The sequence below is a fragment of the Hydrogenophaga sp. H7 genome, from assembly GCF_002025745.1.
GTDB lineage: Bacteria > Pseudomonadota > Gammaproteobacteria > Burkholderiales > Burkholderiaceae_C > Hydrogenophaga > Hydrogenophaga pseudoflava.
Genome location: NZ_MCIC01000020.1, coordinates 16,310 through 34,776, shown reverse-complemented (window position 1 = coordinate 34,776; position 18,467 = coordinate 16,310). Strand labels below are relative to the sequence as shown.

21 protein-coding genes are annotated in these 18,467 nt (G+C 69.9%); 11 read left to right on the top strand and 10 right to left on the bottom strand.

Annotated elements, in window-relative coordinates:
* Positions 1-2: 2 nt before the first annotated feature.
* Positions 3-785, bottom strand: a complete 783-nt coding sequence (locus BC358_RS20930; protein WP_079367327.1) for a CmcI family methyltransferase — start codon at positions 783-785, stop codon at positions 3-5.
* A gap of 76 nt (positions 786-861) precedes the next feature.
* Complete coding sequence (locus tag BC358_RS20925; protein ID WP_164868382.1) at positions 862-1,299, bottom strand: MarR family winged helix-turn-helix transcriptional regulator; 438 nt, start codon at positions 1,297-1,299, stop codon at positions 862-864.
* 65 nt (positions 1,300-1,364) lie between these two features.
* Here BC358_RS20925 and BC358_RS20920 point away from each other — a divergent pair, with 65 nt between their 5' ends.
* The gene (locus tag BC358_RS20920; protein WP_066157047.1) at positions 1,365-2,114 is read left to right on the top strand and encodes a siderophore-interacting protein; all 750 of its coding nucleotides are present in this window, start codon (positions 1,365-1,367) and stop codon (positions 2,112-2,114) included.
* A gap of 14 nt (positions 2,115-2,128) precedes the next feature.
* Here the strand turns inward: BC358_RS20920 and BC358_RS20915 are convergent, their stop codons facing one another.
* Positions 2,129-2,608 carry a MarR family winged helix-turn-helix transcriptional regulator gene (locus tag BC358_RS20915; protein WP_066157184.1) on the bottom strand — a complete coding sequence of 160 codons (480 nt, stop codon included), beginning with the start codon at positions 2,606-2,608 and terminating at the stop codon, positions 2,129-2,131.
* Positions 2,609-2,734: 126 nt separating this feature from the next.
* On the opposite strand from BC358_RS20915, the gene BC358_RS20910 reads away from it, so the two are divergent.
* Both BC358_RS20910 and BC358_RS20905 read left to right on the top strand, forming a co-directional pair.
* Complete coding sequence (locus BC358_RS20910; RefSeq protein ID WP_079367325.1) at positions 2,735-3,772, top strand: cupin domain-containing protein; 1,038 nt, start codon at positions 2,735-2,737, stop codon at positions 3,770-3,772.
* Positions 3,773-3,791: 19 nt separating this feature from the next.
* On the top strand, positions 3,792-4,493 hold the full coding sequence (locus tag BC358_RS20905; RefSeq protein ID WP_079367324.1) for a fumarylacetoacetate hydrolase family protein: 702 nt from the start codon (positions 3,792-3,794) through the stop codon (positions 4,491-4,493).
* Between the two features lie 48 nt (positions 4,494-4,541).
* Here the strand turns inward: BC358_RS20905 and BC358_RS20900 are convergent, their stop codons facing one another.
* The 7 genes from BC358_RS20900 to BC358_RS20870 all read right to left on the bottom strand — a co-directional run bounded on the left by BC358_RS20900 (position 4,542) and on the right by BC358_RS20870 (position 11,620).
* The gene (locus tag BC358_RS20900; protein ID WP_079367323.1) at positions 4,542-4,979 is read right to left on the bottom strand and encodes a bacteriohemerythrin; all 438 of its coding nucleotides are present in this window, start codon (positions 4,977-4,979) and stop codon (positions 4,542-4,544) included.
* Positions 4,976-5,560 carry a hemerythrin domain-containing protein gene (locus tag BC358_RS20895; RefSeq protein ID WP_079367322.1) on the bottom strand — a complete coding sequence of 195 codons (585 nt, stop codon included), beginning with the start codon at positions 5,558-5,560 and terminating at the stop codon, positions 4,976-4,978. Before BC358_RS20895 ends, BC358_RS20900 begins: the two co-directional genes overlap by 4 nt.
* Positions 5,561-5,565: 5 nt before the next feature.
* Entirely contained in the window at positions 5,566-5,970 is a 405-nt protein-coding gene (locus BC358_RS20890; RefSeq protein WP_079367321.1) for a ribonucleotide reductase subunit alpha, read from the bottom strand.
* 25 nt (positions 5,971-5,995) lie between these two features.
* Positions 5,996-6,622 (bottom strand): nitroreductase, encoded by a 627-nt coding sequence (locus tag BC358_RS20885; RefSeq protein WP_256861605.1) that lies wholly within the window; start codon positions 6,620-6,622, stop codon positions 5,996-5,998.
* A 3-nt stretch (positions 6,623-6,625) separates the two neighbouring features.
* A complete protein-coding gene (locus tag BC358_RS20880) occupies positions 6,626-7,888 on the bottom strand; it encodes an NnrS family protein (RefSeq protein WP_256861604.1) in 1,263 nt (420 codons plus the stop codon).
* A 91-nt stretch (positions 7,889-7,979) separates the two neighbouring features.
* The gene (locus BC358_RS20875) at positions 7,980-10,427 is read right to left on the bottom strand and encodes an adenosylcobalamin-dependent ribonucleoside-diphosphate reductase (RefSeq protein ID WP_079367320.1); all 2,448 of its coding nucleotides are present in this window, start codon (positions 10,425-10,427) and stop codon (positions 7,980-7,982) included.
* Positions 10,424-11,620, bottom strand: coding sequence for a nitronate monooxygenase family protein (locus tag BC358_RS20870; RefSeq protein WP_256861609.1), 1,197 nt, complete (start codon positions 11,618-11,620; stop codon positions 10,424-10,426). The genes BC358_RS20875 and BC358_RS20870 overlap by 4 nt, the downstream gene beginning before the upstream one ends.
* Positions 11,621-11,976: 356 nt before the next feature.
* On the opposite strand from BC358_RS20870, the gene BC358_RS20865 reads away from it, so the two are divergent.
* The 8 genes from BC358_RS20865 to BC358_RS20830 are packed head-to-tail and all read left to right on the top strand — an operon-like array spanning position 11,977 to position 18,327.
* Positions 11,977-12,975, top strand: a complete 999-nt coding sequence (locus BC358_RS20865) for a peptidase U32 family protein (protein ID WP_079367318.1) — start codon at positions 11,977-11,979, stop codon at positions 12,973-12,975.
* Between the two features lie 2 nt (positions 12,976-12,977).
* Positions 12,978-13,901, top strand: coding sequence for a U32 family peptidase (locus BC358_RS20860; protein WP_079367317.1), 924 nt, complete (start codon positions 12,978-12,980; stop codon positions 13,899-13,901).
* Between the two features lie 4 nt (positions 13,902-13,905).
* Positions 13,906-14,523, top strand: coding sequence for a hemolysin III family protein (locus tag BC358_RS20855; RefSeq protein WP_079367433.1), 618 nt, complete (start codon positions 13,906-13,908; stop codon positions 14,521-14,523).
* A 16-nt stretch (positions 14,524-14,539) separates the two neighbouring features.
* A complete protein-coding gene (locus BC358_RS20850; RefSeq protein ID WP_079367432.1) occupies positions 14,540-15,043 on the top strand; it encodes an SCP2 domain-containing protein in 504 nt (167 codons plus the stop codon).
* Positions 15,030-15,434, top strand: a complete 405-nt coding sequence (locus BC358_RS20845) for a putative zinc-binding protein (RefSeq protein ID WP_079367316.1) — start codon at positions 15,030-15,032, stop codon at positions 15,432-15,434. Before BC358_RS20850 ends, BC358_RS20845 begins: the two co-directional genes overlap by 14 nt.
* Positions 15,415-16,014: a UbiX family flavin prenyltransferase gene (locus BC358_RS20840; RefSeq protein ID WP_079367315.1), complete on the top strand. Its 600-nt coding sequence runs from the start codon at positions 15,415-15,417 to the stop codon at positions 16,012-16,014. Before BC358_RS20845 ends, BC358_RS20840 begins: the two co-directional genes overlap by 20 nt.
* Entirely contained in the window at positions 16,011-17,495 is a 1,485-nt protein-coding gene (gene ubiD / locus BC358_RS20835; RefSeq protein ID WP_066157087.1) for a 4-hydroxy-3-polyprenylbenzoate decarboxylase, read from the top strand. The genes BC358_RS20840 and ubiD overlap by 4 nt, the downstream gene beginning before the upstream one ends.
* Positions 17,496-17,523: 28 nt before the next feature.
* Positions 17,524-18,327, top strand: coding sequence for a type IV pili methyl-accepting chemotaxis transducer N-terminal domain-containing protein (locus tag BC358_RS20830; protein ID WP_079367314.1), 804 nt, complete (start codon positions 17,524-17,526; stop codon positions 18,325-18,327).
* Positions 18,328-18,467: the final 140 nt, after the last annotated feature.

Genomic DNA, 18,467 nt, shown 5'->3' with positions numbered 1-18,467 from the left:
ATTCAGTCGGCGGGGGGATGGAGTCGGTACAGCCAGGCGTCGGGCCAGTAGGTGAGCGCCTCTTCAACAAAGGCCTCGTTGTAGAGCGCTGCGGGCCGGTGAAGCTCGAATTCGGGGTGTTCGGCCGCGTAGGCGCGCGCCGCCGCGGCCGGATTGTCCTCAAGCCAGTGCGCCTGGCCCCCGGGCGTGTCCGCGAGATGGGCCATGACACCGTCGGTCGCGACGATGTAGGAACCCGGTGTGACCAGCGGGCCGTAGGCGTCCAGTTCCCGGCGCACATGCGCCTTGCTGTGGTCGCTGTCGAGAAACACGAACACCGTCTGGCTCCGCCCCACGGACCGGCGCACCCGGTCCACCACCGCCGCAGAAGCCGAGTCGCCCTCGATCAGGGTGATGAGGTCGCCCAGCGGGCAGGCGGCCACCGCCTCGCGCAGCTCCGGGGGGATCTGTATGTCGATCGAGATTACCCGCCCGCGCCCCAGCGCCCGGCACAGCGAGGCGAAGAAGACGGCGCTGCCGCCGCGGTTGACGCCGGTCTCGATGATGACGTCGGGACGCACGCTGGCGATCACCTCCTGCAGCCGCAGCACATCTTCCGGCAGCTGCCAGAGCTGGAAGCCCAGCCAGGAAAACGACTGCCAGTGCAGGAGGTTCCACTCCTGCCTGAGCCAGACCTGGGACACCACCCGGAAGGCCTCGGACGAGTACAGCGGCAGTCGCTTCGGGGTTTCATCGCCGGCCTGGTACTCCAGGGACTGGGCGTCGGTGTCGATGGTGATCTTCATGCCGGCTTTTTTTCCGCGCGCAGTGTACCCGGCGCCTCTGTTTCGCAGACGCCAGCGCGGCGCCCGCGCGCCCCCTTCAAGGCCCGCCGTCTCGCAGGTTGTCCTGCATGTGGCGCAGCGCGCGCAGCAGCGCCTGCCGTTCCGGCGCCTCCAGCCCGCGGGCGGCCCGGGCCGCCACCTGGCGGCGGTGGCGCATGACGGACTCGTGCCGGTGCTGCGCCGCTTCGGTGGGATAGAGCCGGATCACCCGGCGGTCGTGCCCGTCCGGCCGTGCCACCAGCAGGCCCTTGTCCTTGAGCACCGCGATGAGGCGCGCCAGCTGGCCCTTGTCCCGCCCCGCGTGCTGCACCAGATCGGTCTGCGTACTGCCCGGGTGGCGCACAAAGAAGCCGAGCGCCCGCCCTTCCATCGGCCCCAGCCCATCGTCGGGCATGTGGCGCAGCAGCTGCGCGCGGGCCAGGTGCATCAGGTCGTGCACCGCCTCCATCAGATCGTCATCGGACAGCTTCGACATATTGGTTGACTCCATCAACTTGCTTTGACAGAATGGATGACATTATCAATCAATTCACCTATTCCATGTCCCATCCTGTTCCCACCGAGCACCCACCCGGCCCGACGCGCCGCGTGCGCCACGAACTGCTGCGCCGCGACGTGCGCGTGCGCCATGTCCGGCCGCTCGGCCCAGGCCTGCTGGCCGTGACCTTCGGCGGGCCGGCGCTGGCCAGCTTCGTCTCGCTCTCCTTCGACGACCACGTCAAGTTCATCTTCACCGACGCCGACGGACAGGAACACCGGCGCGACTACACGCCGCGCCATTTCGACACGGTCCGCCAGGAGCTGACCCTGGTGTTCGCGTTGCACGAAGGGGGCGCGGCCAGCGCCTGGGCGCAGCGCGCCCGGGCGGGCGACGCGGCGGTGATCGGCGGCCCCCGCGGCTCCATCGTCATTGCGGACGACCTGCCCTGGTACCTGCTGGCCGGTGATGCGACGGCGCTGCCCGCCATCGCGCGGCGGCTCGACGAACTGCCGGCGGGCACCCCCACCACGGTGCTGCTGCACACCCCGCACGAGCAGGACCAACAGGCGCTGCCTGAGCGCCCTGGTCTGAACCTGCGCTGGTTGCCGTCCGGCGAGGCGCTGTGCGACGCCATGCGCACGGTGGACCTGCCCGCAGGCGACGGATTTGTCTGGTGCGCGGGCGAAGCCGCATGCATGGGGCGGCTGCGCGACATCCTGCTGAACGAACGCGGACGGCCACGCAGCCACGTCAAGGTCTCGGCCTACTGGAAGCCCGGCGCCAGCGACTTCCACCAAGACCTGGCCTGACGGGGCGTCAGGCACTATCGGCCAGCGACCTCGGCCGGTGCCCGGCTCAGGTCGTTGTTCTGCGTCACCAGCACCAGCAGCAGGCGCATGAACTCGGTGCGCTGCCGCGGGGTGAGCGGCGCCAGGATCTGCTCCTGCGCGCGCAGCATGGCGGGCACGGTGTCGGCCAGGCCCTGCTCGCCCGCGGGCGTCAGGAACAGCTGGCGCGCGCGACGGTCCTGCGGCGACAGGCGCCGCTCCAGCCAGCCGCGCGCCTCCAGCCGGTCCACCACGCCGCCGGTGGTGGAGGTGTCCAGCGCGATGCTGCGCGCCAGCGTGCGCTGGTCGATGCCGGGCTGGTTGCCCACCACCTGCAGGGCGGCGTACTGCACCGGCGTCACACCGAGCTCGCCCGCCTCCTGCAGAAAGATGCCGACCGAGATCTGGTGCAGGCGCCGGATCGCGTAGCCGGGCTGCTGGTCGATCTGGATTCCGGCGGGTTCGGGGGTGTCCATGGCAAACAGGGCAAGGGTGGTGGGCAACGGAGATTCGATGATTGACCCAGTCTAACCGCCCTCTTATCATCAGCACACTGATTATTAGCATGCGGCGGGAGCAGATCCGGCCCAAGGAGACAAGACATGAGCCACGCACTCGGCCGACTGGAAGACCTGCCGCAGGACTACCGCGACGACCTGAAGAACCTCAACCTGGTGCCGCTGTGGCCCAGCCTGCGCGCCGTGCTGCCACCGGGCGTGCCCACGCGCGCCACGCAGGCCGTGCACTGGCCCTACGCCACGCTCAAGCCGCTGCTGCTCAAGGCCGGCGAGCTGACCCCGATCGAGAAGGCCGAGCGCCGCGTGCTGGTGCTGGCCAACCCCGGCCACGGGCTGGAGAACATGAAGGCCAGTCCCGCCATCTACCTGGGCATGCAGCTGCTGCTGCCGGGTGAGTGGGCGCCCAGCCACCGCCACACGCCCAACGCGGTGCGCATGGTGGTCGAGGGCGAAGGCGCCTGGACCACCGTCGATGGCGAGCAGTGCCCGATGAGCCGCGGCGACCTGATCCTCACGCCCACCGGCCTGTGGCACGAACACGGCCACGACGGCAGCGACCCGGTGGTGTGGCTGGACGTGCTGGACCTGCCGCTGGTCTATTACATGGAGGCCAGCTACCACATCAACGGCCCGCGCCAGACCGTCAAGCAAGGCAGTGGCGACCGCGCATGGACCCGGGCCGGCGTGGTGCCCACACAGGTGTTCTCGCGCAGCGGCAAGCGCTACCCGATGCTGCGCTACCCCTGGGTGGACACGCGCGCGGCGCTGCAGGCCATGGCCGCCAACCAGCCGGACCTCGACTGCGTGCAGGTGACCTACGTGAACCCCGAAACGGGCGACGACGCCGAGAACATCCTGGGCTTCTACGCGCTGATGCTCAGACCCGGCCAGACACTGACATTGCCGGCGCGTTCGCCGGCGCAGGTGTTCCACCTGATCGAAGGCGGCGTCGACGTGTCCACCTGCGGCAAGACCTTCGGCCTGGTCGAGGCCGACACCTGCTGCGCGCCGGGCTACGAGCCGGTGACGCTGACGAACCGCCAGACCGACAAACCCTCCTTCATCTTCATCGCCGACGAGTCACCTCTTCACAGGAAGCTCGGTGTGTATGAGACCCGATGACTGTTCCAGAGACTGTCCGATGACTCAATACCTCTTCCCCCCACCCGCCGTCCGCTCCCTGCCCATCCGTGGCCGCACCGAGCGCTTCCCCGTCAACCGCATCTTCTGCGTCGGCCGCAACTACCACGCGCACGCCGTCGAGATGGGCAAGCCGGTGGACAAGAGCGCCGAGCGGCCGTTCTACTTCACCAAGTCGCCGCAGACCCTGGTGGAGAGCGGCGTCACCGTCGCCTATCCGCCTGAGACGAAGAACTACCACTTCGAGATGGAGCTCGTGCTGGCGATCGGCAAATCCGGCTTCCGCGTGAGCGCCGACAAGGCGCACGAAGTGATCTACGGCTACGCCGCCGGCCTGGACATGACGCGCCGCGACCTGCAGCTGTTGGCCCGCGACAAGGGCCGGCCCTGGGACCTGGGCAAGGACATCGAAGAAGGTTCGGTCTGCTCCGAGGTCGTGCCGATGGAAGGCGTGGTGATCGGGCGCGGTGCCATCGCGCTGGAGGTCAACGGGGCAACGAAGCAGTCGTCCGACGTCGACAAGCTGATCTGGAACATCCGCGAAATCATCGCCGACCTGTCGTTGTTCTATCACCTGCAACCCGGCGACCTGATCTACACCGGCACGCCCGAGGGCGTGGGCGCCGTGGTGCCGGGCGACCGGATCACCGGCCGCGTCGAAGGCGTCGCCGAGGTCGCGCTGACCATCGGCCAGAACGGGTGAGCGCCCAGCGACGGGCCGCGCACTGGCGCTGACCCGGGCGCCTGCGCCTCAGGACGCCGGTGCCTGGGCCTGCACACGGCGGATGATCGGCATGTCCTGCTCCAGGATGTGCCCGATCAGCCAGCGGCGCAGGAAGCGTTCGAGGTCCAGGATCGTCAGCCGGCCCTGCTCCAGCTGCAGCTTCATGGCCGACAGCCGCTCCACAAAGCCGCTGTGCAGCCGCAGGTGCTGGGCGTGGGTGGTGGCGTCGGCCTGCTGGCGCAGCATCCACGCTTCCTCGTACCGGAAGTGGTAGTCCGCATAGGTCTGCAGCTGTGCAAGCACCTCGTCCAGCGCCGTCCCCGAATCGGCGGGCTGGATGCTGGCCACGCGCTGGAGCAGCTGGAAAAGCACCCGGTGCTGCAGGTCGATGGCCAGCACCCCGCTGTCCAGCCGGTCGTCCCAGACCAGCGGCCCGTCCGCGCCCTCGTCGGCACCAGGGTTCATCGGCCCCGCACCCTTCCGTCGGTGCGCCGGTGCTGCATTTCCTCGCCGATGGCGCTCAAGGCCGGGGCGTCCAGCAGGCCTTGCGCCGCCGGGTAGACCAACGTCTCCTCCAGGCGGATGTGCTCGTCGTACTGGCCGGCAAAGCGGTCCAGCAGCTGCTCATCGCCGGGCGTCCAGCCGGCCCAGGAAGACGTTGCCGCAGCGTCGGCCACGGCCAGCAGACAGCGCCGCGCCTGGGGCCAGATCTCGCCCATGGCGACATGGTCGGCCTGCAGGCGGCGCACCGCCTGACGCAGCGCCTCGTCGCCGCGCTGCAGCAGGAGCGGGAACACATGCAGTTCCTCGTCCTCGTGGTGCAGCGGCGCGGCTTGGTCGAAATAGCGCATGACATCGCGCGCCGCCTGGGCCGCCTGTTCGTCGTGGCCACGCGTGGCCAGGTGCTCGCGCAGCTTGCCCAGCAGCCGCAGCATGCGGTGCACCCGCTCGTGGCAGGCGGTCAGCATCTCGAACGGCTGCTCGAACCCCACCCCCGCCGCGTGCTGCCCGGGCTGCGTGATCTGGTGCAGGTGGATGCCGGCCATGGCCGTCAGTCCAGCAGCACCGCGCGACCCTGCGGGTCGAACGGAATGAAGGTCTGGATGCGGCCCTGGCGGATGGACTCCACCATCTTCTGCAGCGGCGCGTCGGCATCGGCGCTGGTGGGCGGCTTGCCGGCGCTGCCCGACATGGCGGCGGCAAAGACCATGCCCCAGGGCTGGCCGAAGCCGGCGGCCTCCTGCTTGAGCTGCTCGAACGAGGCCAGCTCGTCGGGACTCTTGTCGACGCACATCTGCGGCACCAGCGCACCGCCCTGGCCCTTTTCGAAGGCCGCGCGTTCGGCGGGCGAGGCGTCGTCGGGCAGCTCGATGGCGGCGAACACCATCAGCAGGCGCTGGGGCAGGGGCTGGGCGCGCGCGGCGGCGAGCAGGTCGTCAAAGGTGCTGATGTCCATGAAAAATCCGGTTTGGAAAAACGTGTCAGCCGGGGCCGACGGGGTTCAGGGTACTCACGTAGTCGGCCACCGCGGGGCGCACGACGGTCTTGCCGTGAGAGAGCGCGGTGCCGATGCTCAGGAAACACACGGCCTGCTCGTGCACGCCCAGGCCGAAGAAGCGGTGCAGCGCGGCCGAACGCACGGACTGCCCGGCCGTGAGCGCCGAGCCGTAGCCCAGGGCGGTGGCCATGAGCAGCACGTTCTGGGCGGCGGCGCCGGCCGAGATCAGCCGCTCGGCCAGGCCGATCTCGGCGTCGCCCTTGGTCTCGTCCACCACCAGCAGGGCCAGAAAGGGCGAGCGGAAACCTTTTTCGCGCGCCTTGGCGAGGTCGTGCGGTTCGGCCGCCGGGTCGCGCTCCAGCAGGGCCTGCACGAACACCTCGGCCAGCGCCCCGCGCTGGTCGGCGGGCACGGCGATGAAGCGCCAGGGCAGCAGGCTCCGGTGGTCGGGTGCGGAGGCGGCGGCCGCCAGGATGGTCTGCAGCTGCGCGGCGTCGGGGCCGGGCTCACCGAGGCGGAACGGCAGCACCGTGCGGCGCGCGGCCATCAGCTCGGCCGCCAGTTCGGACCAGTCGGCGGTGCCGACACCATCGGGCGCGCAGCTGTCCACGGTTCACCCCGGCCGGCCATCGGCGCGCGGCCGGCCGAACCAGTTCGCCAGCCGCCCTCCCCAGACCAGCACCACGCCGGCCCAGGTCAGGGCGGCCGCGGCCAGCCAGAGGCCGCTGGCGCCTGGCAGGGTGCCCGCGATACGCAGCAACACCGCCACCTGCAGCCCCCAGAACAGGGTCCACACCGTGGCGTCGGCCACCAGCGCGCGGCCGCTGTGGCCGCAGGCCACACGCGTGACCATGGCCAGCATGGTGGAGCCAAGGAAGCCCATGGTCAGCGCGTGCAGCGCACCCAGGCCCAGTGTGGGCACGCCCCCGGCGGCGAGCAGCCACTGCGACAGCCCCGAGAGCAGCAGCGACAGGCCGAACCAGACAAAGCCCACGTGCAGCATGGCCAGCAGTCGGATCTTCAGGCTCTGCACCAGGCCCCAGACCCAGGCCAGCCAGACCAGCACGCCGCCGATGCCCAGTTCTAGCGCACCGCGCAGCAGGCGCCAGGCCGTGCCTTCGCCCCAGCCGGCGAGCATCAGCCACACCGAAGCGACCTCCAGCACCACGGCCGCCAGCATCAGCCAGAGCACCCAGAACGGGCGCCAGACCTCGATCATGGGCAGCACGCCGGAGGTGAAGAAGGGAATCATGCGGTGGGCCACGGCCACGTAGGTGGCGACGATGAAGCCCCACAGCGCCGTGTGCACCAGGGCCAGCGCCACAGACCACTCACCGATCAGCAGCGCCAAGCCGATGCCGGCGGCGCACAGCGCGCCCAGCGTGCCGCCCAGCGCCACCACCGTGGCGTGCACCCGGTCGGGCACGCGGCTGGCGCGCCACAGGCGCCAGAACCGCAGGTTCTGCGTCCCCAGGCCGGCCGCAGCCAGCAGGGCACCGGCCACCGCCACGTCCTGGTGCAGGTGCGCGCCCGCCAGCCACACCAGCCAGCCGGTCACCTGCAGGGCCAGCGCGGGCGTGATGGCGCGGGTCTCCGGCGCGTCCACCCCGAGCCACTTGGGGCCGGCGGTGAACAGGAAACCGGCAAAAAACAGCGGCATGAAGCCCAGGGTCATGACCCCGGCGTGGGTCAGCGTGGGCGAGACCGCGTAGGACAGCCCGAACACGCCGCTGGCGCGGTCGACCTGCACCACGGCCCACCAGGCGGCCGAGGCGACCAGCAGCAGCACCCCCGAAAAAAAGGCCAGCCGGTGTGGCGCGCGCCACAGGCTGGCCCATTGCCAGGGCGTGGCGACCGGCGAACCCTTCGGGCGCACCGGCAACGTCCCACGCCCCCCGACGCTCACTGGCCGACCCTCCGTGCTGCGCACTGCGGGGCTGCGCGCCTTGGGAGCGGCCCGGCGGCGCTCATCCGCAGGAACCCAGGTGCCCGCAGGAAGTGCAGTAGTCGCAGCCGTCCTTGCGGATCATGGCGTGCGCGCCGCACTCGGGGCACTTCTTGCCGGCCATGACACCCGAGGACATGCCCACCAACTCCGGCGCGGCCGGGGCATGGGGCGTGGCGACCGCGGCGGTGTCGGTGTGCTGTTTGCGGCGGGCGATGATGTTCTGCAGCGCGAACGCGATGGCGGCCACCTCGGAGTCGTGCCACATCGGCACGTGGGTGCCGTCGGCCTTCTCGTAGGTGCCCAGGCGCACCGGACCGCGGTCCCAGGCGACCTTGCGCATGTCGGACAGCGCCCGGCCCAGGAAGCCGCCGCGCGCGGCCAGCGAGAGCATGCGCATGGTGGAGGTGATCCACTGCTGCGACTCGCCGTTCTGGCCCACGGGCATGAAGAACTCGATGGCGCGTTCGACCGTGCCCTTGCCGTCGGCGGCGGGCACCGGCAGGAAGGAGACCACGATGTACAGCGTCTTGTGGCCTTCCTGCGTCCAGTACTCGATCTTGTCGGCCACGGCCGAGAGCGCACCCTTGGGACGGCTCTCGATCACGGTGCGCATCGGGTCGACCGGCGCCACCACAGGCGCGGGGGCCGGCTTGGCCTCGGCCACCGGCGCACCGGTGTCGAGCACCGAGCCCAGGATGGTGTTGGGCCGGTAGGTCGCCATGCCCTTGAGGCTGGCGCGCCAGGCCTGCAGGTACAGGTTCTTGAAGTCTTCGTAGGGGTAGTCGCCCGGCACGTTGACCGTCTTGGAGATCGCCGTGTCCACGAAGGGCTGCACCGCTTCCATCATCGCGATGTGCTCGCCGGCCGTCATGGCCAGCGCGTTGACGAAGTACTCGGGCAGGTGGTCCACGTCACCGCCGAGGTCGCGGTAGAGGCGCCAGGCGTGGTCTTCCACCGCGTACTCGCGGGTCGAGCCGTCGTGCTCGCGCTTCTTGCGGCGGTACATCCAGGAGAACGGCGGCTCGATGCCGTTGGAGGCGTTGTCGGCAAAGGCCAGGCTCACCGTGCCGGTGGGGGCGATGGAGAGCAGGTGGCTGTTGCGGATGCCGTGCTTGCGGATGGCCTGGCGGATGGGCTCGGGCAGGCGGCTGGCAAAGGTGCCGCGCTCCAGGTAGCCGTTGGCGTCGAACTTGGGGAAGGCGCCCTTTTCCTTGGCCAGCTCGATCGAGGCGCGGTAGGCCGCGTCGCGCATGTGCTCGGCGATCTGGGCGGCGACCTTGCGGCCTTCTTCGCGGTCGTAGCGCACGCACAGCATGGCCAGGGTGTTGCCCATGCCGGTGAAGCCCACGCCGATGCGGCGCTTGTCCTGCGCTTCCTTGCGCTGCTGTTCCAGCGGCCAGAAGGTCACGTCCAGCACGTTGTCCAGCGCCCGCACCTGGGTCGCCACGGCCTGCTCGAAGGCGGCGAAGTCGAACGAGGGCACGCCGCCAAAACCGAAGGCGTTGCGCACGAAGTTGGTCAGGATGATCGGGCCCAGGTCGCAGCAGCCGTAGGACGGCAGCGGCTGTTCACCGCAGGGGTTGGTGGCGGCGATGCCTTCGCAGTAGCGCAGGTTGTTGTCCTGGTTGATCTTGTCCAGGAACAGGATGCCGGGCTCGGCGAAGTCATAGGCCGACTTCATGATGGTGTCCCACAGCTCGCGCGCGGACACGCTCTGGTAGACCCAGAGGCCGTCGCTGCGCTGGTAGGCGCCCTTGTCCATCACCTTGCTGCCGGGCTTGGACTTGTGCACCAGCTCCCAGGGCTGGTCGCCGGCCACGGCTTCCATGAAGGCGTCGCTCACGCCCACCGACACGTTGAAATTGTTCCAGCGGCCGGGCGTGCGCTTGGCGGTGATGAAGTCCAGCACGTCCGGGTGATCGATGCGCAGCACGCCCATCTGGGCGCCACGGCGCGCACCGGCGCTCTCGACCGTCGAGCACGACTGGTCGAACACGTTGATGTAGCTGCACGGGCCCGAGGCCATGGAGTGCGTGCCCTTGACCTCGGCGCCGCGCGGGCGGATGCGCGAGAAGTCGTAGCCCACACCGCCACCGCGGCGCATGGTTTCGGCGGCTTCGCGCAGGGCTTCGTAGATGCCGGGAAAACCTTCGTCGTCGAAGCCCTGGATGCAGTCGCCCACGGGCTGCACGAAGCAGTTGATCAGGGTCGCCTGGATGTCGGTGCCGGCGGCGCTCATGATGCGGCCGGCACCGATGGCGCCCGCGTACAGGTTGTCGAGGAACTTGGCTTCCCACTCGGCACGGATCGGCTCTTTTTCCACCGAGGCCAGGGCGCGGGCCACGCGGCGGTAGAGGTCGTCGATGCCGGTCTCCCCGGGTTTCAGGTATTTTTCTTCCAGCACGTCGAGGCTGATCGGCTGGGGTTCCCGGAGATTCTGGGCTCCGGGTTGGGGGTCACGCTTCATGCAAGGGCTCCGGTTTTGAAGGCGTCGGATGGTACAGGCTCTGCCGGCCGATTGCCGGTCACCATCCAGGACACCAGATCATGGACCGAACGGATGTCCTTGCCAAACGGGAGACTACCCGCCCCGCGGAAGAACAGGCCCCGCTGCTGATCCCCCTCCCAGGCGTGGGCCAATTGCTGATCGATGCAGAACTGCCCCATGTCGGCCTTGCCATCCCGCAATCCGCAATGCGCCAGGCAGTCGAAGGCCATGTTGCAGCGCTCCTTCACGTGCGCCACGGCCTTGAGCTTGGGTTCCACGCGCAGGTACTTGTTGAGCCAATGTGTGCGCACACCTCGCGCCGGGAGCCCGGCCACACTGATGAACTCCACCACATCTTCCGGCGTCGCATTGGCCAGCACCTGCTTGAAGGCGGGGTCGGCGTCGCATTCCAGCGTCACCGCGAAGGCCGTGCCCATCTGCACCGCGCTGGCGCCCAGACCCTGCAGACGGAGGATGTCCTTGCGGCTGGAAATGCCGCCGGCGGCGATCAATGGAATCTTTCCTTCCAGCCCGGCCGATTTGAAAAATTCCAGGGACTGGGGGATCACGTTCTCGAAATTGAAGCGTGGGTCCTGCAGGTCGGCGACCTTGGCCGCGCCCAGATGCCCTCCGGCCAGCCGGGGGTGTTCGATCACGATGGCGTCGGGCAGGCGGCCCTTTTTTTCCCATTTCTTGACGATCAGCTGCACGCCGCGCGCGTCCGACAGGATGGGGATCAGAGCCGTCTCCGGGTGGTCCTTGGCCAGTTCCGGCAGGTCCAGCGGCAGGCCGGCGCCCACCACCACCGCGTCGGCGCCGCTTTCCAGCGACTGGCGCACATAGATCTCGTAGGCCGACAGGGCCTTCATGATGTTCACGGCCACCATGCCGCGCCCCTGTGAAATCAGGCGCGCGCGCTGGATCTCGCGGTCCAGCGCCACCAGGTTGGCCGCGTTGATGCGCTCGCGCGCGTCGGGCTCCTTGCCACTTTCCAGGTGGCGGGTCTGGGCCATCAGGTCGGGGTGCAGGCGGCGCAGGTCCACCGACGACACGGTGCCCACCCCACCCAGCGCGGCCACGGCGCCGGCCAGGCCGCCGGCCGACACGCCCACGCCCATGCCGCCCTGCACGACCGGCAGCAGCTCGCGGTCCCTGATCCGCCAGGGGCGCATGCCGTTGTCGCCCGCCTGGCGCAGCAGCGCCCGCGCGCGTTCGGCGGTCTCGCCGTCTCCAGGCGCCACCGCCCCCATCACATCTCGTGCATTCATCGTCTGATTTCCCATAGGACGGCGCAAAAAACCGCTGGTGGAGACTACCGGCGACGGCGTCGCGCCGCCTTGTTCTGGGTCAAGAATTTCGGCGACGGCCTGGGAAAAAACCCAGTCACCGGCAGGGTGATCCGGACCGACCGATTTGCGCCAGATCAAGCCATGACGCCCTTGACGCGGGTCAATCGCCGACCGTCGGCGCGCGGCTAAGGTCGCGCCTTCCTTTCGCCGTCCGTCGGCCACCAACCCGTTCACCACCCATGGATCTCGTCTGCCCCGCCGGCAGCCTGCCCGCCCTCAAGGCCGCCATCGACCACGGCGCCAGCTGCGTCTACCTCGGCCTGCGCGACGCCACCAACGCGCGCAACTTCGCCGGCCTGAACTTCGACGACGCCGGCATCGCCAGCGGCATCGCCTACGCGCACCAGCGCGGCCGCCAGGTCTTCATGGCCATCAACACCTACCCGCAAGCCGGCCAGCCGCAGCGCTGGCAGCAGGCGCTGGACAAGGCGGTCACGCTGGGCGTGGACGCGGTGATCCTGGCCGACCCCGGCCTGATGCAGTATGCGGTGCAGCGCCACCCGAACCTGCGGCTGCACCTGTCGGTGCAGGGCTCGGCCACCAACCACGAGGCCATCAACTTTTACCACCGGCGGTTCGGCATCTCGCGCGCCGTGCTGCCGCGCGTGCTCTCGCTCGAACAGGTGCGCCTGCTGGTGCAGAAGACGCCGGTGGAGATCGAGGTGTTCGGCTTCGGCAGCCTGTGCGTGATGGTCGAGGGCCGCTGCGCGCTCTCGTCCTACGTGACCGGCGAATCGCCCAACACGCACGGCGTGTGCTCGCCCGCCAAGGCGGTGCGCTGGCAGGAGACCCCCAAGGGCCTGGAGTCGCGCCTGAACGGCGTGCTGATCGACCGCTACGCGCCCGGCGAGAGCGCCGGCTACCCGACGCTGTGCAAGGGCCGCTTCGACGTCGAGGACGACCACAGCTACTACGCGATCGAGGAACCCACCAGCCTGAACACCTTGTCGCTGCTGCCGCAGCTGGCGCAGATGGGCGTGCGCGCGATCAAGATCGAAGGCCGCCAGCGCAGCCCGGCCTATGTGGCGCAGGTCACCAAGGTCTGGCGCGAGGCCATCGACAGCTGCGCGGCCCAGCCCCAGCACTACACGCCCAAGGGCCAGTGGATGGCCGCGCTGGACCAGGTGGCCGAAGGCCAGCAACACACCCTCGGTGCCTACCACCGCCCCTGGAAATGACCATGCAACTCTCTCTCGGGCCGCTGCAGTACTACTGGCCGCGCAGCACGGTGTTCGATTTCTACGAGGCCATGGCCGCGACGGCGGTGGACATCGTCTACCTCGGCGAGGTGACCTGCTCGCGCCGGCACGAGCTGCGGCTGTCGGACTGGCTGGATGTGGCGCATTTGCTGCGCGAGGCGGGCAAGACGCCCGTGCTCTCGACCCTGGTGCTGCTGGAGTCGGGCTCGGACGTGGGCGCGATGCAGAAGATCGCCGCGAACGGGGACTTCCCTGTAGAGGCCAACGACATGGGTGCGGTCGGTGCGCTGGCAGGGCACAAGCCCTTCGTGGCCGGGCCGCACCTGAACATCTACAACGCGCCGGCGCTGCACTGGATGGCGGAACAAGGCGCCACGCGCTGGGTCGCGCCGCTGGAGATGAAGCGCGACGACCTCGCCCTGTTGCAGCGCGAGCGCCCCGCAGGCCTGCAGACCGAGGTGTTCGCGCACGGCCGCCTGCCGCTGGCGTTCTCGGCCCGCTGCTTCACCGCGCGCCACCGCAACCTGCCCAAGGACGACTGCCGCTTCAGCTGCATCGACCACCCCGACGGCCTGATGATGCAGACGCGCGAGCAGGCCGACTTCCTGGTGCTCAACGGCATCCAGACCCAGTCGGCCCGGGTGCACAGCCTGATCGACGCCTGGGACGATCTGGCCGCGCTCGGCGTGGACGTGGCCCGCATCAGCCCGCAGGCGCAGCACACGGCCGAGATCGTGGCGCTGTACGACGCGCTGCGCCGTGGAACCATCACACCCGCGGCCGCACGCGACGCGCTGCTGCCCCTGCTGCCGGCGGCGGGCGACGGCCAGCCCGACTGCAACGGCTACTGGCATGGCCGTCCGGGGCTGGACCGGGTCGAGCCCCGCCACGCGGTCCCCGCCTGACGCCATGGTGCACGGCGAACGTTTCAACAGCATCAGCCACCTGGTCGGGGTGTTCCTGGCCGTGGCCGGCGCCGCGGTGCTCATCACCCAGGCCTCGCTGCAGGGCGATGCCTGGCGCATCGTGGCCTTCAGCATCTACGGTGCCATGCTCATCGCGCTCTACGGCGCCTCCACGCTCTACCACGCGCTGCGCGGACGCGCCAAGGCGGTGTTCCAGAAGCTGGACCACTGCAGCATCTACCTGCTGATCGCCGGCAGCTACACGCCTTTCGCCCTGGTGTCGCTGCGCGGCCCCTGGGGCTGGACGCTGCTGGGCGTGGTCTGGTCGCTGGCCGTGCTGGGCATCGCGCAGGAAATCTGGCTGGCCCGCGGCGCGCGGCGCCTGTCGCTGGCGCTGTACGTGCTCATGGGCTGGCTGGCGCTGGCCGCGGTGGTGCCGCTGTGGCAGGCGCTGGGGCCGGGCGGATTCGCCTGGCTGGCGGCCGGTGGCGCGCTCTACACCGGCGGCGTCGCCTTCTACGTGGCCGACGAACGCCTGCGCCACAGCCACGGCATCTGGCACCTGTTCGTACTCGGTGGCAGTGCCTGCCACTTCTTCACCTTCCTGCTCTACGTGGCCTGAGGCCATGCCGCCCACCATGACTGCTGCCCCATCCGACCGCCGCTTCACCGTGCCGCCCCCACTGGCCGGTCTGCTCACCCGCCTGCCGCCCTACCCCGGCTCGCTGCTGCTGGTCACCGGCCTGAACCTGGTGCTGGCGCGACAGCTGCCGGCCGACGTGGGCGCGCACCTGAACGGCCGGCGCATCCGCATCCAGGTGCGCGACGCCGGCCTGCGCTTCGACTTCCGCGGACAGGACGGCCAGTTCCGCGCCTGCGCGCCACAGCAGTCCCCCGACCTCACGCTGAGCGCGAACGCGCACGACTTCCTGCGCCTGGCCCGGCGGCTGGACGACCCCGACACCCTGTTCTTCAACCGCCGCCTGTCCATGGAAGGCGACACCGAGCTCGGCCTGGTGGTGAAGAACGCGCTCGATGCGCTGGAACTGCCGGTGTTCGAGCCCGCGCAGTGGGCACCGTCGGCCGTGTTCGCGCGGCTGCAGCGGCTGCGCCCTTTTGGTCCGCCCCATGGACCCCGCTGAGCGCAAGGCGCTGCCCATCGTCTATTCCTGCTCGGGCTGTTCCAGCGCCGCGCAGCTGGCCAACCACGTCGCCGTGCGGCTGGACCGCACCGGTGTCGCGGAAATGTCCTGCATCGCGGGCGTAGGCGGCGATGTGCCGTCGCTGATCAAGACCGCGCAATCGGGCCGGGCCATCGTGGTGCTCGACGGCTGCCCGCTCGAATGCGCGCGCCACTGCCTGCAGCGCCACGGCGTCAACCCCACCCAGCACCACCAGCTGAACCTGTACGGCGTGCGCAAGCGCTTGCACGAGGACTTCGACCCCGAGCAGGCCGAGGCCGTGCTGTTCCGCGTGCGCAGCGACCTGCAGAAGCTGCCCGCACCCGCACCCGATGAACCCACCCCCGACTGAAACACGCCGCCTGCTGGTGGCCATCACCGGCGCCAGCGGTGCGGTCTACGGCCTGCGCCTGCTGCAGGCGCTGCAGACCGTGTCCGACGTCGAAACCCACGCGGTGGTTTCCGACGCCGGCTGGCAGACCCTGCGCCACGAACTGCACGCCGACCCGCAGACGCTGCGCCCGCTGGTGCACACGCTGCACGACGCGGCCGACATCGGCGCCGGCCCGGCCAGCGGCTCGTTCCGCTGCGGCGGCATGGTGGTGGCGCCGTGTTCCATGCGCACGCTCGCGGCCATCGCGCACGGCCTGAGCGACAACCTGGTCACGCGCGCCGCCGACGTGATGCTCAAGGAGCGCCGCCGGCTGGTGCTGATGGCGCGCGAGACGCCGCTGCACCTGGGCCACCTGCGCAACATGACCGCCGTCACCGAGATGGGCGCCATCGTCTGCCCGCCGGTGCCGGCCTTCTACTTGCGGCCGCAGAGCGTGGACGACATCGTCAACGCCAGCGTGGCACGCGTGCTCGACCTGCTGGATGTACCGCACACGCTGAGCGAGCGTTGGGCGGGGCTGGAAGCCGAACCGGCATGACCTACAAGGACCTGCGCGATTTCGTCGCGCAACTCGAAGCCGCGGGCGAACTCAGGCGCGTGCGCGAACCGGTGTCGCCGCAGCTGGAGATGACCGCGCTGTGCGACCGCGTGCTGCGCGCCGGCGGCCCGGCCCTGCTGTTTGAAAACCCCACCGGCCACACCATGCCGGTGCTGGCCAACCTGTTCGGCACCACCGCGCGCGTGGCGCGTGCCATGGGCGTGGCCGACGTGGGCGATCTGCGCCGCTTCGGCGAGGTGCTGGCGCGGCTGAAAGAGCCCGAGGCGCCGCGCGGCCTGCGCGAGATGGCCGGCCTGGGCGATCTCGTCAAATCGCTCTGGCACATGAGTCCGCGCGAAGTACGGCACGCGCCCTGCCAGGCCGTGGTGATCGAGGGCGAGGACGTGGACCTGGCGCAACTGCCGATCCAGCACTGCTGGCCGGGCGACGTGGCGCCGCTGATCACCTGGGGCCTGGTCATCACCCAGGGGCCGCACAAGCCGCGGCAGAACCTGGGCATCTACCGCCAGCAGCTGCTCTCGCGCAACCAGCTCATCATGCGCTGGCTGGCGCACCGCGGCGGCGCGCAGGACTTCCGCGAACACGGCCGCCTGCACCCCGGCCAGCCCTACCCGGTGGCCGTCGCCATCGGCGCCGACCCGGCCACCATCCTCGGCGCCGTCACCCCCGTGCCCGACAGCCTGAGCGAGTACCAGTTCGCCGGCCTGCTGCGCGGCGCGCGCACCGAGGTGGCGCCCGCCATCGGCGTGCCGCTGCGCGTGCCGGCCACGGCCGAGATCGTGCTCGAAGGCCACATCCACCCCGACCCGGCCCACCCCAGCGGCTATCAGCACGCGCTCGAAGGCCCGTACGGTGACCACACCGGCTACTACAACGAACGCGCCGAGTTCCCGGTGTTCACGGTCGAGCGCATCACACGCCGGCGCGACGCGATCTACCACTCCACCTACACCGGCAAGCCGCCCGACGAGCCGGCCGTTCTGGGCGTGGCGATGAACGAGCTCTTCATCCCGCTGCTGCAGCGCCAGTTCCCCGAGATCGTGGACTTCCACCTACCGCCCGAGGCCTGCAGCTACCGCATGGCCGTGGTCAGCATCCGCAAGGCCTACGCCGGCCACGCGCGGCGCGTGATGATGGGCGTCTGGAGCCACCTGCGCCAGTTCATGTACACCAAGTTCATCGTCGTGGTGGACGAGGACATCGACGTGCGCGATTGGAAGGACGTGGTCTGGGCCATGAGCACGCGCATGGACCCGGCGCGCGACAGCTTCACCATCGAACACACACCCATCGACTACCTCGACTTCGCCTCGCCCGTCAGCGGCCTGGGCAGCAAGATGGGCCTGGACGCGACCAACAAGTGGCCCGGCGAGACCAGCCGCGAATGGGGCCGCACGATGCACATGGACCCGGCCGTCACCGCGCGCATGGACGCGCTGGCCGAGGGCCTGGGGCTCTGACGTTTTCCGACCACCACCTGAACGAACCATGCAACGCCGTCACCTTCTGGCCCTGCTGGGCACCTCGCTGCTCGCCGGCACCGGCCACACCCAAAACACCCCGTCCGGCCCGGCACTGCCGCTGGGCACCGCCATCAACCGCGCCGGCCGCCTGCGCGCGCTGTCGCAGCGCGTGGCCAAGCTGCACGTCCAGTCCACCCTGGGCGTGCTGCCCGAGCGCGCCAGCGATGTCATGCGCCAGTGCCGCCAGCTGATCGGGAGCAGCCTGGACGAGCTGAGACGCCAGCCCCTGAGCGTCGACACCCAGCCCCTGATGCCGCGCCTGCAGGGCCATGCCGAGCGCTTGCTCGTGCTCACGGCCGGCAGCGGAGCGCCGCCCCGCATCGACGACGTGGTGCGCTCGGCCGACGACATGCTCAAGTCCGCCGACGAGCTCACCACCGCGTTCGAGAAACAGAGCAAGCAGAGCGGCGCCCGGGTGGTCAACGTGGCCGGACGCCAGCGCATGCTGTCCCAGCGCGCCGCCCGCGCCCACTTCCTGCAGGCCGCCGGCGGCACCGCGGCGGCCGGCCAGGCACAGCAGCTGGAGGCGGCCCGGCGCGAGTTCGACGAGGGCCTTGCCTACCTGGCGAATGCTTCCCTGTCCACCCCGGCGATCCGCCAGCAGCTGGAACTGGCGCGCGGCCAGTGGCTGTTCTTCGACCAGGCGCTGCGCAAGCCCGGCCAGGGCGACGCCCTGCAGACGGTGGCCACCACCAGCGAACGCATGTACGAGGTCATGGACCAGCTGACCGGCCTGTACGAGCAGGCGGTGCAGGAGCTGTACCGCTGACGTCGCGCGGGCTTCGTCTGGCAAACGGTGAGGCGCCAGACCTGATCCGGCTTGAGTCAGATCAAGCCATGGGCCATTGAGCCAGATCAACAGCGGGCCGATCGGCCACCACTAACGTTCGCGGACTTGGTCGGTTTCGC

Bases quoted from the DNA above. Each gene is read 5' to 3' on its own strand.
- BC358_RS20930 (WP_079367327.1), bottom strand. From the start codon at position 785: ATGAAGATCACCATCGACACCGACGCCCAGTCCCTGGAGTACCAGGCC.
- BC358_RS20925 (WP_164868382.1), bottom strand. From the start codon at position 1,299: ATGTCGAAGCTGTCCGATGACGATCTGATGGAGGCGGTGCACGACCTG.
- BC358_RS20920 (WP_066157047.1), top strand. From the start codon at position 1,365: ATGTCCCATCCTGTTCCCACCGAGCACCCACCCGGCCCGACGCGCCGC.
- BC358_RS20915 (WP_066157184.1), bottom strand. From the start codon at position 2,608: ATGGACACCCCCGAACCCGCCGGAATCCAGATCGACCAGCAGCCCGGC.
- BC358_RS20910 (WP_079367325.1), top strand. From the start codon at position 2,735: ATGAGCCACGCACTCGGCCGACTGGAAGACCTGCCGCAGGACTACCGC.
- BC358_RS20905 (WP_079367324.1), top strand. From the start codon at position 3,792: ATGACTCAATACCTCTTCCCCCCACCCGCCGTCCGCTCCCTGCCCATC.
- BC358_RS20900 (WP_079367323.1), bottom strand. From the start codon at position 4,979: ATGAACCCTGGTGCCGACGAGGGCGCGGACGGGCCGCTGGTCTGGGAC.
- BC358_RS20895 (WP_079367322.1), bottom strand. From the start codon at position 5,560: ATGGCCGGCATCCACCTGCACCAGATCACGCAGCCCGGGCAGCACGCG.
- BC358_RS20890 (WP_079367321.1), bottom strand. From the start codon at position 5,970: ATGGACATCAGCACCTTTGACGACCTGCTCGCCGCCGCGCGCGCCCAG.
- BC358_RS20875 (WP_079367320.1), bottom strand. From the start codon at position 10,427: ATGAAGCGTGACCCCCAACCCGGAGCCCAGAATCTCCGGGAACCCCAG.
- BC358_RS20870 (WP_256861609.1), bottom strand. From the start codon at position 11,620: ATGCGCCCCTGGCGGATCAGGGACCGCGAGCTGCTGCCGGTCGTGCAG.
- BC358_RS20865 (WP_079367318.1), top strand. From the start codon at position 11,977: ATGGATCTCGTCTGCCCCGCCGGCAGCCTGCCCGCCCTCAAGGCCGCC.
- BC358_RS20860 (WP_079367317.1), top strand. From the start codon at position 12,978: ATGCAACTCTCTCTCGGGCCGCTGCAGTACTACTGGCCGCGCAGCACG.
- BC358_RS20855 (WP_079367433.1), top strand. From the start codon at position 13,906: ATGGTGCACGGCGAACGTTTCAACAGCATCAGCCACCTGGTCGGGGTG.
- BC358_RS20850 (WP_079367432.1), top strand. From the start codon at position 14,540: ATGACTGCTGCCCCATCCGACCGCCGCTTCACCGTGCCGCCCCCACTG.
- BC358_RS20845 (WP_079367316.1), top strand. From the start codon at position 15,030: ATGGACCCCGCTGAGCGCAAGGCGCTGCCCATCGTCTATTCCTGCTCG.
- BC358_RS20840 (WP_079367315.1), top strand. From the start codon at position 15,415: ATGAACCCACCCCCGACTGAAACACGCCGCCTGCTGGTGGCCATCACC.
- ubiD (WP_066157087.1), top strand. From the start codon at position 16,011: ATGACCTACAAGGACCTGCGCGATTTCGTCGCGCAACTCGAAGCCGCG.
- BC358_RS20830 (WP_079367314.1), top strand. From the start codon at position 17,524: ATGCAACGCCGTCACCTTCTGGCCCTGCTGGGCACCTCGCTGCTCGCC.